General features: G+C 42.4%; 15 protein-coding genes and 1 pseudogene. All 16 read left to right on the top strand.

The window, feature by feature from the left end:
- The first annotated feature begins 47 nt into the window (after nucleotides 1-47).
- The gene (locus BMW53_RS14820; protein ID WP_074780880.1) at nucleotides 48-1,100 is read left to right on the top strand and encodes a FecCD family ABC transporter permease; all 1,053 of its coding nucleotides are present in this window, start codon (nucleotides 48-50) and stop codon (nucleotides 1,098-1,100) included.
- Nucleotides 1,100-2,122, top strand: a complete 1,023-nt coding sequence (locus BMW53_RS14815; protein WP_038554210.1) for an ABC transporter ATP-binding protein — start codon at nucleotides 1,100-1,102, stop codon at nucleotides 2,120-2,122. Before BMW53_RS14820 ends, BMW53_RS14815 begins: the two co-directional genes overlap by 1 nt.
- Entirely contained in the window at nucleotides 2,119-3,594 is a 1,476-nt protein-coding gene (locus BMW53_RS14810; protein WP_038554207.1) for a cobyric acid synthase, read from the top strand. Before BMW53_RS14815 ends, BMW53_RS14810 begins: the two co-directional genes overlap by 4 nt.
- A complete protein-coding gene (locus tag BMW53_RS14805; RefSeq protein ID WP_038554205.1) occupies nucleotides 3,591-4,604 on the top strand; it encodes an aminotransferase class I/II-fold pyridoxal phosphate-dependent enzyme in 1,014 nt (337 codons plus the stop codon). The genes BMW53_RS14810 and BMW53_RS14805 overlap by 4 nt, the downstream gene beginning before the upstream one ends.
- Nucleotides 4,592-5,533, top strand: coding sequence for an adenosylcobinamide-phosphate synthase CbiB (gene cbiB / locus BMW53_RS14800; RefSeq protein ID WP_038554202.1), 942 nt, complete (start codon nucleotides 4,592-4,594; stop codon nucleotides 5,531-5,533). Before BMW53_RS14805 ends, cbiB begins: the two co-directional genes overlap by 13 nt.
- 22 nt (nucleotides 5,534-5,555) lie before the next feature.
- Nucleotides 5,556-6,608, top strand: a complete 1,053-nt coding sequence (gene cobT, locus BMW53_RS14795) for a nicotinate-nucleotide--dimethylbenzimidazole phosphoribosyltransferase (protein WP_051567492.1) — start codon at nucleotides 5,556-5,558, stop codon at nucleotides 6,606-6,608.
- 86 nt (nucleotides 6,609-6,694) lie between these two features.
- Nucleotides 6,695-7,276, top strand: coding sequence for a cob(I)yrinic acid a,c-diamide adenosyltransferase (locus BMW53_RS14790; protein WP_038554200.1), 582 nt, complete (start codon nucleotides 6,695-6,697; stop codon nucleotides 7,274-7,276).
- Entirely contained in the window at nucleotides 7,263-8,630 is a 1,368-nt protein-coding gene (locus BMW53_RS14785; protein WP_074780877.1) for a cobyrinic acid a,c-diamide synthase CobB, read from the top strand. The genes BMW53_RS14790 and BMW53_RS14785 overlap by 14 nt, the downstream gene beginning before the upstream one ends.
- Complete coding sequence (locus BMW53_RS14780) at nucleotides 8,627-9,328, top strand: precorrin-2 C(20)-methyltransferase (protein ID WP_038563446.1); 702 nt, start codon at nucleotides 8,627-8,629, stop codon at nucleotides 9,326-9,328. The genes BMW53_RS14785 and BMW53_RS14780 overlap by 4 nt, the downstream gene beginning before the upstream one ends.
- Before the next feature lie 89 nt (nucleotides 9,329-9,417).
- Complete coding sequence (gene cobJ / locus BMW53_RS14775) at nucleotides 9,418-10,821, top strand: precorrin-3B C(17)-methyltransferase (RefSeq protein WP_074780874.1); 1,404 nt, start codon at nucleotides 9,418-9,420, stop codon at nucleotides 10,819-10,821.
- 12 nt (nucleotides 10,822-10,833) lie between these two features.
- The gene (cbiE, locus tag BMW53_RS14770; RefSeq protein ID WP_038554197.1) at nucleotides 10,834-12,015 is read left to right on the top strand and encodes a precorrin-6y C5,15-methyltransferase (decarboxylating) subunit CbiE; all 1,182 of its coding nucleotides are present in this window, start codon (nucleotides 10,834-10,836) and stop codon (nucleotides 12,013-12,015) included.
- A 56-nt stretch (nucleotides 12,016-12,071) separates the two neighbouring features.
- Nucleotides 12,072-13,844, top strand: a complete 1,773-nt coding sequence (gene cobM / locus BMW53_RS14765; RefSeq protein WP_038554194.1) for a precorrin-4 C(11)-methyltransferase — start codon at nucleotides 12,072-12,074, stop codon at nucleotides 13,842-13,844.
- Nucleotides 13,841-15,676, top strand: a complete 1,836-nt coding sequence (gene cbiD, locus BMW53_RS14760; RefSeq protein WP_051567490.1) for a cobalt-precorrin-5B (C(1))-methyltransferase CbiD — start codon at nucleotides 13,841-13,843, stop codon at nucleotides 15,674-15,676. Before cobM ends, cbiD begins: the two co-directional genes overlap by 4 nt.
- Before the next feature lie 179 nt (nucleotides 15,677-15,855).
- Nucleotides 15,856-16,014: a DUF4372 domain-containing protein gene (locus tag BMW53_RS21515; RefSeq protein ID WP_139178187.1), complete on the top strand. Its 159-nt coding sequence runs from the start codon at nucleotides 15,856-15,858 to the stop codon at nucleotides 16,012-16,014.
- Nucleotides 16,015-16,471: 457 nt separating this feature from the next.
- Nucleotides 16,472-17,968, top strand: coding sequence for a vWA domain-containing protein (locus BMW53_RS14750; RefSeq protein WP_074780871.1), 1,497 nt, complete (start codon nucleotides 16,472-16,474; stop codon nucleotides 17,966-17,968).
- Nucleotides 17,969-18,358: 390 nt separating this feature from the next.
- A pseudogene (locus BMW53_RS20665) lies at nucleotides 18,359-19,036 on the top strand (type I restriction enzyme endonuclease domain-containing protein); the annotation flags it as partial.
- Between the last annotated feature and the right edge of the window lie 25 nt (nucleotides 19,037-19,061).

The following is a 19,061-nucleotide window of genomic DNA, read 5'->3' as shown; positions in this document are numbered from 1 at the left end:
GCTACAACAAGTCTCTTCCTTTTATTTGGAAGAAAAACCGAATTATAATGCTAAAACAAAATACCAAAATATCAACCAAAGCCCTGCTGCCCTTTTCTATTGCGGCCTTGTTGTTTTTAATCCTGCTGAATATGGCATTGGGTTCAGTAAATATTCCTTTTTCGGAAGTACTGCTTAGTGTTACTGGCAAAGGTTCAGAAAATATTATCTGGCACAATATATTAATTCGCACGCGGCTGCCACAAACATTGGTTGCGGTAAGTGCAGGAATGGCATTGGGTGTTGCCGGATTGCTTATGCAAACACTTTTCAGAAACCCATTGGCCGGACCATCAGTCTTAGGAATTTCTTCGGGTGCAAGCCTGGGCGTTGCTTTTGTTCTGCTGGTAGCCGGACAAACATTCGGATTTTCATTTGCTCAAATAGGCATGTGGGGAGATCTGGCCGTTGCCGGCGCATCACTGGGGGGAGCACTGGCGGTATTGGCTCTTATTTTGTTTATTTCCCGAAAAGTAGGTGGAACACTCAGCGTACTCATAATGGGCGTAATGATTGGTTATCTTTCGAATTCAGTGGTTGGGATATTGAAATTTTACAGCCTCGAAGAAGATGTTCACAATTATGTGATTTGGGGACTGGGAAGTTTTAGCCGGCTATCTTTGGAACGTGCAGAATTGTTTGCTGCAATTACAATTCCCTTGTCGATCGTGAGTCTGTTATTGAGCAAACCATTGAATTTGCTGGCGCTGGGCGACCACTACGCACGCAACCTGGGACTCAATATCCGGAAGGCACGATTTCTCATTATTTTCACTTCGGGAATATTAACGGCACTGGTTACAGCCTTTTGCGGCCCGATTGTCTTTATCGGAATGGCCGTTCCGCATTTGGCAAAAATGATTTCCCGCACATCGAATCATTTTACACTTATTCTGAATTCGATTATTATTGGCAGCGCAACTGCTTTGTTGTGTAATCTCATTGCCAGGCTTCCCGGCATCGACAGTGAACTGCCGATTAATTCAGTCACCGCATTTGTTGGTGCTCCGGTGGTTATATCGGTCATTTTAAAACGCAGAAAAGAAAAAATACTGGAATAATGAGTAGCACCGACTTTCTTACAATCAATAATTTGTGTATTGGCTATTCCTCGGGAGCGAAGCAAAAAACAGTTGCTGCAAATCTGAATGCCCGGATAATAAAAGGAGAGCTGGTCTGTTTACTAGGCTCAAACGGTGCCGGAAAGAGTACACTAATGCGAACACTTTCGGGCTTTCAGCCTTTTTTCGAAGGCCAGATCAGCATCATGGAAAAAACCATGAACAACCTGAATGAAAAAGAAATTTCCCGCCTGCTGAGTATTGTGTTAACCGACCGGATAGCGGTTCCCAATGCCACCGTTTATGAATTGGTAGCCTATGGCAGGAGTCCTTATACCGGAACCTTAGGACGTATTAACAAAAACGATCAGAAAATTATAGACAAGGCCATTGAGCAATGTGGCATTGCACACAAAAAAAATGCTTTTTTGTCGGCAATTAGCGATGGCGAGCGACAAAAAGCATTTATAGCCAAAGCCTTAGCGCAGGATACTCCAATTATCTTGCTCGATGAGCCTACCGCCTTTCTTGACCTTCCGGCCCGGGTCGAAATTATCCAGCTTTTGCGGCGCATTTCATCGGAATCGGGCAAATCGGTTTTACTTTCTACGCACGACCTCGACCTGGCTTTACAAATGGCCGACCGGTTGTGGCTTTTACACAAAAACGGCCCACTAATTACCGGAAGTCCAGAAGATTTATTGCTACAAAATGCTTTTCAAACCCTATTTCAAAATAAAGGAATTGAGTTCGATACCAAAACCGGTTTATTTCGTGTAGAATACGATCACTTTCACGAATTGCCGGTCAAAGGCCATGGGTTCGAATATGTGTTGCTCCGCCGTGCTTTTGCACGTAAAGGAATAAAAGTTACAGGAATGAAAGAAGACGCTGGTTTTTGGATTGAAATTGGAAAAAACGGGCAAAGTGGTTTTCACCTGTACAACACAGATAAAAAGATAACAACGGAAAACTCGGTTGAATTAATCGTAAAACAGACAATGAATTGTTTCGGAAAATGAATAAAAAATTAAAATACCCGATTATGTTTGTGGGCACGGGATCCGATGTGGGTAAAAGCGTGCTGGCTGCTGCATTTTGCCGCATTTTCAAAGAAGATGGTTATCGTCCTGCCCCGTTTAAATCACAAAACATGTCACTCAACAGTTTTGTAACGGCTAACGGCGGCGAAATTGGCCGGGCGCAGGCAGTTCAGGCCGAAGCTTGTGGAATCGACTGCCATACCGATATGAACCCGGTGTTGCTGAAACCCAGTTCCGATAAAACCGCGCAGGTTATCCTCAACGGGAAAGTTTTTGGCAACTATTCGGCAGGCAGTTACTTTCGGGGCGAAATAAAAGAACAGCTTTTTGCCGAAGCAATGAAAGCCTTTCAGCGGCTGGCCCAAAAACACAATCCGATGGTACTGGAAGGCGCCGGAAGCATTTCGGAATTGAACCTGAAAGAAAATGACATTGCCAATATGCGTGTGGCTGTAGAAACCAACGCTGCTACTATTTTGGTAGCCGATATTGAACGTGGCGGCGTTTTTGCCAGCGTTTACGGCTCCATTCAATTGCTCACGCCCAACGAACGCAAACAGATTAAAGGTATCATCATCAATAAATTTCGTGGCGATATCAGTTTATTTGATGAAGGCCGCAAAATCATCGAAGAAATTACCGGAGTGCCCGTGCTGGGCGTTATCCCGGCGTTTAACCATATTCAGATTGAAGAAGAAGATTCGGTATCGCTCGAACGGAAAGCCACTTTTGCCAACGACAATAAAATAAATGTTGCAGTGGTACTGTTGCGCCGAATTTCCAATTTCACTGACTTTAACCGCCTGGAACACGACGAGCGGGTGCATTTGTATTACACCAACAACCGAACTGAACTTCAAAAAGCGGACATTATTATTCTGCCCGGTTCTAAAAACACCATTGCCGACATTATTGAACTTCGCAGAAACGGAGTGGCTGCTGAAATATCGAAACTGGCACGCGCCGGTAAAACGGTTATCGGAATTTGCGGTGGTTACCAAATGATGGGACAACGCATTGAAGATCCAAATGGAATAGAAAGTAATGTAGAAGCAGTACCGGGACTAAATATTCTGCCTGCCACAACAGTTTTAGAAGACAAAAAACAAACCATTCGCAGTTCGTACTATTTTAAAAATTACAAAACACTTTGCTCGGGTTACGAAATTCACATGGGAAAAACAACTTTTGCCGCTAACGCGAATCCGCTAAATCGGCTGGATAACGGCTCAAACGAAGGTTGTTGGGTAAGCGAAAAATGCTGGGGAACTTACATGCATGGCATTCTCGATAATCCTTTGGTGATTGACGATTTGCTGGCACCTTTTGCCGAAGGACCTGGCACTACCGAAAATTACAACGAGTTTAAACAAAAGCAATACAAATTGCTGGCTGCACATATTCGCCAAAATGTGGATATGGATGCCATTTATAAAATGCTACAGAAATGATTCACGGACATGGCGACGACACATACAAATTCGAAAATATTCGGATAAATTTTAGTTCGAATGTAAATGCGCAGGGAATCAATGCCGGGTTGCAGCAACATCTGAAATCCTGTATTCAGAATCTGAATAGTTACCCCGAACCATTGGCCGAAAACCTGGCCCGGCGCATCGAAGAAGAAAAAAATATGCCACCGGAAAGCGTGTTAATAACCAATGGCGCAGTGGAAGCGTTTTACCTATTGGCCTCCCTGTTTCAGGCTAAAAAATCGCTTATTTACACTCCTTCGTTTTCGGAGTATGAAGATGCCTGTAAAATGTACGACCACAACATTGAATTTTGCAGGAACACTCATTTTTCAGAAGAAAGCAAAACACCTTTCGATGTGGTTTGGATTTGCAATCCCAATAATCCCGACGGGAGGATTTTTGACAAAGACATCTTAAGAGACCAGATTCAGAAAAATCCCGGAACATTGTATGTGTTGGATGAAGCTTATGTTGAATTTATAAACAAAAACATTTCGCTCGAAAACGAAGCCCCCGACCGTCCCAATTTAGTGGTAGTAAAATCGTTAACAAAACGATTTTCGATCCCCGGCTTGCGGCTCGGGTATTTGGTTTGTTCGCCCGAGTTAATCACAAAATTAAAAAAACAGCTGATGCCCTGGCGGATTAACGCATTGGCCCTGGAGGCCGGTTTGTATTGCATTTCCGAAGATTATAACGACAATTTTAAGTTGCCGGAAATATTGCGTGAATGCCAACACTTTCAAAATGAACTCGCCCAAATTGAAGGTTTTGAGGTGGTACCATCTAAAACTTCTTTTTTCCTGGTAAAAGGGCCCGTAAAAGCAAGCAAATTAAAAAAATGCTTAGCCGAAAAATACGGGATCCTTATTCGCGATGCATCCAATTTTAGGGACTTGTCTGATTTTCATTTTCGACTTTCTACACAATCACCGGAAAAAAACAATGCCCTACTAAACGTATTAAAAACATGGAAATATTAATTAACCATACGATTGCATTGTGGGCAGGATTTCTACTCGACAAATTACTGGGCGACCCGCTGTGGCTTCCACACCCGGTCGTGGCTTTTGGGAAAAGTATTTCCTTTTTAACTAAAAAATTAAACAACGGCAAACACCGCATTTTAAAGGGAACAATAATGGCCATCGTTTTAATTGCCGCAACTTTTACATTCTTTTTCTTTCTGATTAAATATGCGTATTGTATTTCCCCAATAGCAGGGATTGCCATCGAAACCATTTTCGTGTTTTTCGGTATGGCCGGAACTACATTGATCAAAGAAGGAAAAGCTGTTTTTAAGGCTTTGGATGAAAGCCTGGAAGCAGCACGAAAACAGGTAGGGCGCATTGTTGGCCGCGACACCAGCGAACTCAGTGAAAATGAAATAAAAGCCGCCACCCTCGAAACACTGGCCGAAAACCTCAGCGATGGGTTTATTGCTCCGCTTTTCTGGTTGGCCATAGGGGGAGTTCCCGGCATGATGGCCTACAAAATGGTTAACACGCTCGATTCGATGATTGGCTACAAGAACGAGAAATACCTGCTTTTTGGGCGTGTTGCTGCCCGCATCGACGATATTGCCAATTTTATTCCTGCACGAATAACAGCATTTATAATGGCCTTTTGTAGTGGAAGCAAACGCGCTTTTCATTTTATTTTCAGATTTGGCAATGCCCACAGCAGTCCAAATGCAGGATACCCCGAAGCAGCTTTGGCCGGCGCATTAAATGTTACTTTTGGTGGCCCTCATCTCTATTTCGGCCAGTGGGTCAGTAAACCAACCATCGGAAAAACAAAACGAGACTTTACTAAAAACGATTTACTTAACACGATAAAAATAGTGAGGCGAACCGAAGTTGTTTTTGTGCTTTTGCTCACCCTCTGTTTTGTCCTGGCAACCCAATTATAAAATATTACCATCTATACAGATTATGAAAGCATTAGAAAATTTAAAAATCGCCACTGTCGAGAATGAAGAGTTGCAAAATTTGCTTCAGTATAACATCGACCAAAAAACGAAACCTGTTGGTTCGCTCGGACAGCTGGAAGAATTGGCCATGCAAATTGGGCTGATTCAACAAACCACGCAGCCATCGCTGAACAAACCGGTGATGCTTACCATTGCTTCCGACCATGAAATTACAAATGAAAAAGTAAGTCCTGTGCCAACAGAAATTACCTGGCAACAATGTCTTAATTTTTTGAATGGTGGTGGCGGAATCGGATTCTTATGTCAGCATTTTGGTTTCGATTTATATGTGGTAGACGCCGGTGTAAATTATGATTTCGAACCGCACCCCAAATTGATAAACAAAAAGGTACGCAAAGGAAGTCGCAATTTTTTAAATGAACCGGCCATGACCCTGGAGGAATGCAACCAGGCACTTCAAAATGGTCGTGAAATTGTTGCTGGCTTTGCCGATAATGGCACCAATGTAATTGGTTTTGGCGAAATGGGAATCGGCAATTCTTCCCCGGCAACAGCCCTGCTTTCTGTTTATGCCGGAATTCCGGTTGAAACCTGCACTGGCCCTGGTTGTGGCTTACTTCCCGAAAGCGTTCAGCGCAAAGCGCAAGTATTAAAACAGGCGATAGAAAAATTAGGTATTGCCCAAACTCCGGAAGAAAATCTGGCACGTTTTGGAGGACTGGAGATTGCAACTATTGCCGGAGGTATGTTGGAAGCAGCCCGCCAAAGAATGCTGATTCTGGTGGATGGATTTATCTCCACTTCCGGATTTTTAGCTGCCTATGCCATCAATCCGGCCGTTAAAGATTACGCCATTTTTTCTCACTGCTCACACGAACCGGGGCATCTTAAAATGATCGATTTCGTTGGGGGAAACCCGGTACTCGATTTAAAACTCCGGCTTGGCGAAGGAACCGGCTCAGCGCTGGCATTCCCAATTGTTCAGGCCAGTGTTGCTATGCTCAATAAAATGAATTCGTTCACCGAAGCCAAAGTTTATAACATAACAGAATAAGTAATACCAGTCGATTAGGTGCTGTAAGCTTTTTATAATGTAGAAAAAATGCAGGAACAATTTATTATTTCGAAAACCAGAAGAAAATGGCAATAACGACAAAGACAGGAGATACCGGACAAACTGCGTTATTCGGGGGAAACAGAGTTGGTAAAAGCCACATCCGCATCCGTTGTAACGGTTTAATTGATGAAGTAAATGTGCGTATTGGAATGTTGCTGGCCGAATTACCTGAAAACCATCAATGGGGAAAAGGTTTGTTGAGAATTCAGCGTGATATGATGTTGATGATGTCGCACATTGCAACACCTGTCGATTCTCCTAAGCCCAATAATAAACCGCATGCTGAGAAAGGTTTGCGTGCTTGTGAAACCTGGATAGAAGCATTAAATGATTTTCTGAAAGATGAAAAGCTGGCCTTTGTTCTTCCGGGTGGAAATAAAGTTGCGTCCTTATGTCATTTTGTGCGAACCGGAATCCGCACTGCCGAGCGGGAATTGGTGGAGCTGAACCAGGTGGAACAGGTCGCTGATTACATCCTGCAATATTTTAACCGGATGAGCGATTTATTTTATCTGCTGGCCATTGTTGAGTTAAAACAAAACAATGTGAAAGTGGCGAAATTCAGGCTGTTTCCATCCCAAAAGTCAAAAAATGAAAAGCAATAAAACATCTGCATTTTTAATTGCCGCTCCCAAAAGCAATTCGGGAAAAACCATGATTTCGCTTGCTTTGATGAAAACGTTGGTTAATCGCGGAATCACGGTACAACCGTTTAAGTGCGGCCCCGATTATATCGACCCGATGTACCATACCAAAATTGCAGGTCGCACTTCCTATAACCTCGATTCGTGGATGGCTTCGGAAGAACATGTTCGCTCGGTTTTCGAAAAAAACATTCCTTCATCCGGAGTAGCTGTGGTGGAAGGTGTAATGGGTTTGTTTGATGGCGCTCAAAAAGATAAGGGAAGTTCGGCAAACATTGCACGGTTATTAAACATCCCTGTAATTTTGGTGGTAGATGCGGCCAGCATGGCGTATTCTGCGGCTCCGCTTTTATTCGGATTCAAAAATTTTGATGAAAATATAGCCCTTGCAGGTGTTATTTTCAATAAAGTCAGCGGCGAGTCGCACTACCGTTTTTTGAAGGAAGCCGCCGAAGATGCTGGTGTAGAGTCATTGGGCTATCTTCCGCGCGATGAGCGTTTGTTGGTAAAATCGCGGCACCTCGGCTTGCTCCTGCCCAATGAAAATAACCAGGAATTATTTACCACCGCGGCGGAATTAGTAGCAAAGCACATCGACATCGACCGTTTACTGGAATTGACTGCAAAAACAGAAAAAACTGCGCCCGCAAACCCGCCAAAACAGGACAAAAAATTAGCGATTGCGCTGGCGCATGACGAGGCGTTTAACTTCTCTTATGCGGCAAATATCGACGCAATGGAACAACTGGGAACAGTTACCCGCTTTAGCCCTGTTCATGATAAAACAATACCTGCTGCCGATTTGCTTTGGCTTCCGGGTGGTTATCCCGAACTTTTTGCACGCCAACTGGCCGAGAACACAACGATGCAGCAATCGATAAACGAATTTATTGAGCAGGGGAAAATGGTTATTGCCGAATGCGGTGGGATGATGTACCTCGGAAAAGAAATTATTGATGAGAACGGGAAAAGAGAGAAAATGTGTGGTGTTTTCAATATCTCCACCAGTTTCGAAAATAAAAAACTGCATTTAGGTTACCGCCAAATTAATCGGGATGACTTTAAGTTGAAAGGTCACGAATTTCATTATTCAAACTTAATTCAACACGAACCTTCTTCCATAAATATTGAAGTAAAAAATGCCCGTGGAATTCCGGTAGAAATGCCCGTACTTATTTCTAAAAATTGCTGGGCATCGTACATGCACATTTATTTGGGTGAAGAAGGTAAATTGGAACAATTTCTAGCGAAAAACTTCGGCGAAGATTGGCAAAAAAAATCGGCATTAACCGATCAGAAAAAAGAGCAAATATGAATAAAGGAACATTTACAGGAGTCGGGTTAGGTCCTGGTGATCCGGAGCTGATTACATTAAAAGGCTTCCGCGCATTACAGGCGGCCGACATTATTTTTTACCCGGTTTCAGCCGAGAGCGAGGGCCAATACCACTCATTCTCAGCTAATATACTCGACCAACTCCAGGTTTACAAACCTTGTGAGCCGCTTCTGTTTCCGATGAAAGGAAAGGGAACTCAGAAATTTTACGATGAAGCTTTTCTCCGGATAAAACAGGAATACGAAAACGGAAAAAATGTGGTACTGGTAAGTGAAGGCGATTTGTTTTTCTACAGCACTTTTGGCTACATTTTTAAGCTGGCCAAAGAAGCAAAAATCCCTTGCCGTTTAATTCCCGGCATTCCGGCATTTATTGCAGCCTCTGCCTTGGGAAATCAACCACTGGCGGAAAAAACAACCGGGCTGGAAGTAATAGCCAAACCCGAAAGTTTTGACGCTGTTTCGAAGGCTCTAAAGCATCAGTCAACCATAGTTATTATGAAAATGAGCGTACTTAAAGGATGGCATTCTTTCTTAAAAACAACTGGTCGCCCGTTTCTGTATACTGAGCGGGTGGGAACCGGCAATGAGTTTTTTACCGACAACGCCGAAGAGTTGGAGTTTCGAAAAATTCCATACTTCGCACTACTGATTATTTACCCTGAAAATGCGAACTAAGCCACCATATCGTTAAGCATTCAAAACAATTAATTGAAAACATTTGCGGAAAAAACGCGGATATATTCGCGAAAACAATAAAAAATAAAATGAAAATCTACTGTATAGGAATAGGCCCCGGAGACGAAAAGTACTTCACCCCAGAGGCCATACAAGCCATTAAAAAATCGGATGTTTTGGTGGGCTACAAATACTACATGAGCTATGTGGAAAATTTGACTAAGGGAAAAAAACAAATCAGCACAGGCATGAAAAAAGAACAGGAACGTGCCGAAGCCGCATTCGCCGAAGCAGAAAAAGGAAATACAGTTGCTGTAATAAGCAGTGGCGATGCCGGGGTGTACGGAATGGCTCCCTTGCTCTGGGAACTGAAACAAAAAAATAATTCGGCGGTAGAAATCGAAGTGGTACCCGGAATAAGTGCCATGTTTGCAGCGGCGGCCAAACTGGGAGCGCCGCTGGGTCACGATTTTTGTTCCATTTCCATGTCGGATCTGCTTACTCCGTGGGAGAAAATTGAAAAGCGGATTAAAGCTGCTGCTGAAGCCGATTTTATCACGGCAATTTACAATCCGCTAAGCCAGGGGCGCTTTTGGCAATTGATGCGGCTAAAAGAACTTTTTCTGGAAGTCCGCTCGCCGGAAACCCCGGTAGGAATTGCCCGCCAGGTTGGACGTGAAGAGGAAAACACAGAAGTTATTCAACTGAAAGACCTGGATACTTCGATGGCCGACATGTTTACCGTGATCATTATCGGAAACAGTCAAACCCAAAAATTTGAGAACCGCATGGTAACGCCGCGTGGTTATTTGTCGCGGAAAACCGATGAAAGTTCAACCGGAAAAGTGGGGCGCCAAATTATGAACGAAAGCTTCCGTACCATTTTACAGGAAGTTAGTTTTGAAGGAAAATCGTTAGCGCATATTTGGGTGGCGCTGCATTGTATTCATACTACAGCCGATTTTCAGCTAAATGATTTTATTGATTTAAAAAACAATGTTGTACCGGCTCTTTATGAAAAATTTCATTCCGGAAATCCGCCGGTAATTGTCACCGATGTATCGATGGTAACCCGTGGAATTCGTAAAGCTATTGCCCAAAAGCTGGGCTTACAAATTAAATGTTACCTCGACGACGAACGGGTAAAAACAGTAGCCGAAGAAAAAGGTATAACACGCAGCCAGGCAGGAATCCGCTTGGCAGTAGAAGAGCATCCCAATGCCGTTTTTGTTTTTGGGAATGCCCCCACCGCACTTATCGAACTGGTAAAGCTTGTTCGCAACAAAAAAGCAAATCCTGCGGGAGTAATTGCAGCCCCGGTAGGCTTTGTTAATGTACAGGAAAGCAAATGGCAGTTGAAATATGGATGCCCCGATATTCCTGCAGTATTTGTAAATGGCCGGCGCGGAGGCAGTAATGTTGCCGCTACCATCATCAATGCCATACTGAGTTGGAACGAAGCAAAAGCCATGAACCCGGGAGAAGGATTATAAAAGAGATCAACAATGCAAATAACCATCATTGGCATCTACGATAAAAAGCCGGAATTTTCGGCAGAACAACAAAAGGCTATTGCTGAAACACGGCTTTTTGCCGGAGGCAAACGGCATTACGAATTGATAAAACGCTGGTTGCCTGAAAATGCCTGCTGGGTAGATATTACCGTTCCCTTGTCCAATTTTTTTGATAAGGTGAAGAAATCCGGGGAAAACTGGCTTGTGTTTGCTTCGGGCGACCCGCTGTTTTTTGGAATCGGAAATACCCTGAAACGCGAACTGCCGGATGCAAATTTTGTTTTCTATCCGGTTTTTAATTCCCTGCAACTTTTAGCACACCGTTTTGGAATAAATTATGGCGAATTTAAAACAGTTTCGCTTACCGGACGTGACTGGCATGCCTTTGACAAAGCATTGCTGCATGGCGAAAAGCGCCTCGCCATTTTAACCGACCGCAAAAATACACCGGCCACCATTGCCCAACGAATGCTGGAATTTGGATACAACAATTACCGTATGTTTTACGGCCAATGCCTGGGCGGAGAAAACGAGCGTATTGTTGAACTTTCCTTACAGGGTGCAGCAACTTTTCCGTTTTCGCACCCCAATTGCTTTTTTCTGGAAATGACAGAAGACCGGATTCCGCGAAAAGGGATTCCGGAAACTGATTTTGAAATTTTGGAAGGGCGTCCGAAAATGATTACAAAAATGGCAATTCGTATGCTTACTCTGGCGGCGCTTCAACTTCACAACAAAAAATTATTTTGGGATGTTGGAGCCTGCACCGGAAGCGTTTCGATAGAAGCACGCCTTCATTTTCCTGATGTTAAAGTTGTTGCTTTCGAAAAACGAAAAGAATCGTTGGAAATCATCAAAAAAAATGCACGCAAATTTCAAACTCCCGGAATACAACTTTTCATTGGCGATTATGCCGAGATGGATAAAGCAAATCAAGAGCAGCCTGATGCCGTTTTTCTGGGAGGTTACGGCGGAAAAATGGAAGTTATTCTTAACGATGTAAACGCTCATCTGCTTCATGGAGGTATAATTGTTTTTAACTCCGTAAGCGAGCAGAGCGAAAACAGCTTTTTATGCTGGGCCAGGAAAAACAATTACCAACTTCAGATTCAGCAAAAGTTAGCGGTTGACGAGCATAATCCGATAAGCATTTTAGCCATAAAAAAACAATAAGAACAAGCAGTATTTTATGCGATGAGTATGCAAATATCTGTAATAAATAAGAAACTATGATTTCAATAATAACACATTCAGAAACAGGAAAGGCACTGGCAGAGAAAATTCTGAGAAAAGAACCGGATGCCAAAATGATTCAAAAGCCAGTTGATTATAACAAACTGTGGCAAACAGGACATGCGCTGGTTTTTATTGGTGCGCTGGGGATTTGTGTCCGCGAAATTGCCCCTTTTCTGAAAAACAAAAAAACCGACCCTGCAGTCATAAATATTGATGCCAATGGCCAATTTGTGCAGCCGGTAGTTTCGGGGCATATTGGAGGCGCAAACGAACTGGCAAAAAAACTGGCCAACCTGCTCGGTGCTACTCCTGTACTTACCACTGTTAGCGACACATCGGAACTTTGGGCGCTGGATGTGTTACCCCGGCAGTTTAACTGGAAAATGGAATGTTCCGGCAATCACACTTCCTTAACGGGCCATTTTGTAAACCGTAAAAAAACAGCATTATTGCTGGAAACCCGCGACAAAGGCACTCTGTTTCTTGAATCCGGTTGTCCGGAATTTGTTGACGTATTTTATTCCAGAAAAGAGTTGAATACTGAAAATTATAACCTGATTCTGGCCATCACGCCGTTTTTACACGATTTTGGTGACAAGGCCATTTTTTATCGTCCGCCAATGGTATGTTTAGGATTGGGCTGTCAACGCGGATTGCCTTACGAAGAATTTCAGCAAACACTGGAAAAAAGTTTGAAAGAGCAAGGCATTTCTTCACTATCGGTGGCTTCGCTGGCTACGGCAGAACTGAAGAAAGACGAAGATGCGTTTCTTCAGTTAAGCCGCGAATGGGGAGTTTTATTGCACAGTATTAGCAGCGAAGTGCTGGCAAAATACAATGTTCCCAACCCTTCGGAAAAAGTGGAAGTTGTTACCGGAAGCGCCGGAGTAGCCGAAGCTGCTGCAATGCACCTCGCTGAAAATGGTTTGTTAATTCAAAAAACAAAATTGCAGGCAGGTAATAAGTTTTTCACCTACGCCGTGGCCATTGACGCCCAAAAAGAACGTAAAGGTTTTGTGGAATTTGTAGGCGCCGGACCGGGCGATCCGGAACTGGTGTCGGTAAAAGGGAAACGCCTTTTACAAACGGCAGATTATATTCTCTATGCGGGAAGCCTTGTTCCACGCGAACTTACAGAATACGCAAAATCAGGATGTGTGGTGGAAAGCTCAGCGGGGATGGATTTGTACACCCAGCTCGAAAGTATGAAACAGTATTACGACAAGGGTTTATCCGTTGTGCGTCTCCACACCGGAGACCCGTGTATTTACGGCGCTATTCAGGAACAAATGGCAATAATGGATAAATGGGGCTGGCATTATCATATTACGCCGGGAATCTCCTCTTTTCAGGCGGCAGCAGCGGCTTTGCGGTCTCAATTCACCATTCCCGAAGAAGTGCAAACCATTATCCTCACCCGTGGCGAAGGGCGCACACCCATGCCCGAAAAAGAACAACTGAATAAACTGGCGCAGTCGCAAAGTACCATGTGTATTTATTTAAGTGCTGCCATTGCCCAAAAAGTTCAGGCAGACTTATTAGCGCATTATCCGCCGGAAACACCGGTTGCAGTCTGTTATAAATTAACCTGGCAGGATGAAAAAATCTATCGCTGTACTTTGGAAACGCTGGCGCAAACCGTAAAAGAAAACAAGCTCACCATGACCACATTAATCGTTGTTGGAAAAGCCATTGACAACCGCTCGGGGGAATCGAAATTATACGACCGGAAGTTTGCACATGCTTTCCGGAAAGGATGCGAATGATTATGATTTTAGTTTTTGGCGGTACCACAGAGGGAAAAAAAACGGCAGAGATTCTCGATTTTATCGAAGAACCGTATTATTATTCAACAAAAAGCAAGGTAGAAACAGCTTTGAAAGGAAAACTCATTTCCGGGGTCATGGAACCGGCGGAGATGATTTCCTTTTGCCGTAAAAATGGAGTTCGACTTCTTATTGATGCCGCGCATCCGTTTGCTGTTCAGCTGCACAAAAATATTTACGAAGCAGCTCAACAACTTGAAATTCCTGTTTTGCGCTACGAACGAGAATATAACGAATCACAGCATCTTCAAAATGTTACTTTTTTTGATTCGTATGAGCAACTTACTGCGGCACTTTTAAAAAGCAATTTCCAACGAATTTTATCCTTAACAGGCGTTCAAACCATTCCGGTATTAAAAAATGTTTGGGAAAGCCGAACCTGTTTCTTTCGGATTTTAAATACAACACTTAGTCGGCAAAAAGCAGCACAATCAACAATTTCAACAGAATGGATTATTCCGATGAACCCATCGGATGATGTTGATGAATTATTACAACTGGCGAAACAGAAAAAAGCCCAGATTTTGTTGAGTAAGGAAAGCGGCGTTTCCGGTTTTATGGCAAGTAAAATTGCAGTTTCCGAACAGTTAAACATTCCTTTGTGGATTGTAAAACGCCCTGTATTGCCCAACTTCAATTTCAGTGTTCATTCGGAAAAACAATTGCTTCAGCAACTTTATATTTTGCGAAAAAGCATTTTAAGGAAAGACGGAGAATTACGTGCTGGTTTTACAAGCGGAACTTGCGTTACAGCAGCAGTTAAAGCCTGTTTTATCGCTTTGGCCGAAGGGGCCTTCCCGAAGTCGACAGAGGTGTCTTTGCCCCACGGAGAACAAACCCGTTTTTGGATTTTCCCCGAGTGGATTTCCGAAAAATCGGCTGCCTGTACGGTAATTAAAAATGGCGGCGACGACCCCGATGTTACACACGGGAAAGAAATTGGATGCGAACTAAAACTGACCCACCAAAATGGTATCCGTTTTTTGCAGGGAAAGGGCATTGGAAAAGTTACCTTGCCCGGATTGCAAGTGGCGGTTGGTGAACCTGCTATTAATCCCGTTCCGCGAAAAATGATAACAGAAGCGCTGGAAACACTGGCCGCAGAATATGAAATGGATACTGGTTTTGAGGTAAAACCATTTGTGCCGGAAGGAGAAGCGTTGGCCAAACAAACTTTTAACCCGCGGGTTGGTGTAGTGGGCGGTATTTCAATTATTGGAACCTCTGGCAAAGTGAAGCCGTATTCCAATGAAGCCTTTTTGTCGACTATTAAATACCAGATGTCTGTGGCATACAATTCCGGATGTGAGGAGGTTGTGCTGACTTCTGGCAAACGCAGCGAAAATCGGCTTCGCTCTGAATTCTCTTATTTGCCCGATACCGCTTTTATCCACTTTGGAAACCTGGTGGGCGACTCTGTAAAACTTGCTGTTCAGCAGGGAATAACGAAAATAAATCTGGCGCTTATGCTTGGAAAAGCTGTAAAATTAGCAGAAGGAAACCTGGATACGCACAGCAAAAATGTACAATTTAATCCTGCTTTTTTGGCTCAAATTGCATCTGAGTGTGGCTATTACGATGATATTGTTTCGCAGATTGGAAAATTACAAATAGCGAATGCTATTTTTCCTATTTTACCTGTGACTGAAAATTTGTTGTTTTATCAGGAAATAGCCAGGAAATGTTATCGGGTTTGCCATGTATTAATGCCTGATTACAATGTGTTTAGATTTGTTCTTTTGCTTGAAGGGACTCATGTTTTTGCGGAATAACCCGGAATCGATTGTGTTTGATTTTTTTACGTTCAATAAAGCTATTTTATAGCTGTTTTTTTCTTCTTTTGTTTTATCAATTAATCTCAATCACATCTGTCCTAAACAAAGCCAATTAGGCTTCCAAAAGGTGGAGCAATTATTTTTGTAGTTCCGAATTATAAAAATACAACTTGGCTATGAAGACAAATTTAACACTCTTTGCTCAGATAATTCAATCGTTGTGTCGTAACTCGTTTAAAACTTTGGTAAAAAATTACCACACAGATAAGCATAACAAGGGTTCTGGGCGACAATGGCAAACCGGCACGTTATCCCATTCGCTTGTCGAATTTTAAGAATAAACCGAAGTTTTATTCCAAAGAAAACGAGCTGGCAGCGAAAGAAAAGGAAACAGTGGAAAGAAAACTAAAGCGCGATAAAACACGAAATAGATATACACAAAATTGGTGTACTTGCCGTGATTTAAATAAATTATACGAAAGAAATCAAAGGGCGCAGCGCACAACAAAACCTAAAATAAGAAGAAAGAACCCGAAGAACAGGAAAAGATTTAACTGAAATTGAAAAGTTGATAATTTGTCCATTCGTCTTTCTTAATGAAGGATAACAGTAGTTCGGGCCGGTTAAAAGCTGCGATTGGCTATTAGTACTGCCAGTTTAATTCGTGTACGACGCAACCCAAACACCAACTAATGCATCATTATATAAAATCGACCAAGATGACATAAGCCAAATTGCAAGAATATTCCTCATTATTTAAAGTAACTGATAAAAAACAAAACTATTCTAAACATGAAAACAAATCTATTCACCGCCGCAGTTGTACTCTTGTTCTTATTTAATGCTTGCACTGAAGATGATGTAAGTGATGTTAAATACAATGAAATGTCCCTGGCTGCTTTTATGGATTCCGGTCAGGATAACTACCCGGACAACTATCCGGACAACTATCGCGAAAATTACAATGACTATGAAGAAAATCCTTTCATAAAAGTTAGCGATCAACCAGTTTCTACATTCTCGGTTGATGCCGATGGTGGTTCGTATGCGAATATGAGACGCTTCTTATATTTAGGCCAAACGCCACCTAAAGCGTCGGTGCGAATTGAAGAGTACCTCAATTATTTTACTTTCGATTATGCCGAGCCTCAAAATGGTGAAAATGTTTCTTTAAATTCTGAGCTGTCTAGCTGCCCCTGGAATACGGAACATTACCTTATGCGATTAGGAATGAAGGGAAAAACCATTCCTGAAAATGAGCTTCCAAATTCGAACTACGTTTTTTTAATCGATGTTTCCGGGTCGATGAATTCGCCTGAAAAATTAGGTATTCTTAAGTCGGGATTTAAAACCATGACAGATAACCTTAAGGATCAGGATAGAATTGCAATTGTAACCTATGCCGGTGAAGCCGGTGTGTTATTGCCTTCGACTTATTGCGATGAAAAAGAAAAAATTAAAGCAGCAATCGATAAACTTGGCGCTGGTGGTTCAACAGCAGGTGCAGCAGGAATAATTACCGCCTATGAGATTGCGGAAGAAAACTTTATTCCGGAAGGAAATAACCGGGTAATTCTTGGTTCGGATGGCGATTTTAATGTTGGCGCTTCGTCAACCGATGAGTTGGTTGAATTGATTGAAGAAAAACGCGAATCGGGTATTTATCTAACTGTTTTGGGGGTTGGAAGCGGAAATTTAAATGATTACATGATGGAGCAAATTGCCAATAAAGGAAATGGGAATTACGAATACATCGATAATGCCAAGCAAATACAAAAGGTATTTACCCATGAATTCGGTAAATTTTTCACTGTAGCTAAAGATTCAAAGATTCAGCTTACATTTAATGAAAATACGGTTGACTCGTACCGCCTTATTGGTTACGAAAACCGAAGCCTGGAGAATGAAGATTTTGAAAACGATTCAACAGATGCAGGTGAAATTGGTTCGTCGCAAACCATTACTGCTTTGTACGAACTTGTACTTGCAAATGCTTCGCCAAATGAAAAATTCGCGCAATTCGATTTTAGATACAAAAAGCCAAACGCAAGTGAAAGCCAGTTGATTATGCACGAAGTTAATGCTACGCCGACCAATATCTCCAATTCTTCAGAAAATATGCAATTTGCAGCAGGTGTAGGCGGATTTGGTTTGATGATGAAACAATCGGAATACCAAGGAGAAGTTTCCAAGCAAATGGTACTCGGATTACTGGGGAACTCGCTTACGTTTGATCCTTTCGGATACAGACAAGAATTTGTTGACTTGGTTTCCGCTTGGCAAGAATAGTTTTGTGTGTTTCCATACATGATGTAGTAAACTAAAGCATAAAAAAAGAGCCATTCAATAATGGCTCTTTCAATGTTAACCCCCAAACACACGGATGATCAGAACGATCACCCGATGTAAATATAATTATTTTTATATTGGAGCAAGGTATAAGGCCATCGATAATATCTATCAAATTGTTTCTTCTGATTTGGTTAAATGATTTCCCGCTTTTTATTCACAATCCCTTCAAAATAAAATCTATTTAACTAAATATACCAATCATGTATTTCTTCCTTCCTACTAAATACATTGTATTAGAATAATATACCATTAACCGAAACTATAAATATTTCTATGGCCAAAAAACAAAACGGAAAGCAAAAGAGTATGTAAGAAAACCTCTGGGATTCGGCCAATAAGTTGAGGGGAACCGTTGAATCAAGCGAGTATAAACACGTGGTTTTAGGACTCATTTTCCTGAAATTTGCCAGCGATAAATTTGAAGAGCGCCGCGCAGAACTGATGAGCGAAGGCAAAGAGAAATTTATTGAGATGGTGGAGTTCTACACCATGAGAAATGTGTTCTTTTTGCCCGAAACATCGCGGTGGACTTACATAATCGAGAACTCGAAACAAGACGATATTGCACAGATGAATGCCCGGGTGAAGAAGCTGAACAGTGAGGCGATATCCAGCGATGGGGTTGAAGAGATCTTCAAACTGGGGCAGGACGGACAAACGGAAGTGGATATTTTTGATGACGATTACCTGGCTAAAATCGATAAAATCAAACTGCCAAATACAAAAATCAAACTGCTGCGACAATTGCTTGCCAAAGCTATCGATGAATTTAAAAAGGTAAACAAGTTGAAAGGCATCGATTTTTCGCATAAAATGCAGTCGTTGGTCGAGCGTTACAATGAGCGAAAAGAGGCTGATGTATTACGCAGCGAAGTTCTGGAAGAGTTCACCGATGAAATTATTGACCTATACCATGCCTTAAAAAAGGAGAAGGAGTCGTTTGCGGAACTGGGAATTGAATTTGCCCCTGCAGTTCTGCGGCTATTAACTTTTCATGTAAGGTAATCCCGGGCAATTTTGCGGCAGGTAA

Origin of the sequence: Draconibacterium orientale, from assembly GCF_900111425.1 — a bacterium.
Classification (GTDB): domain Bacteria; phylum Bacteroidota; class Bacteroidia; order Bacteroidales; family Prolixibacteraceae; genus Draconibacterium; species Draconibacterium orientale.
This window is presented reverse-complemented; position numbering and strand designations above follow the sequence as displayed.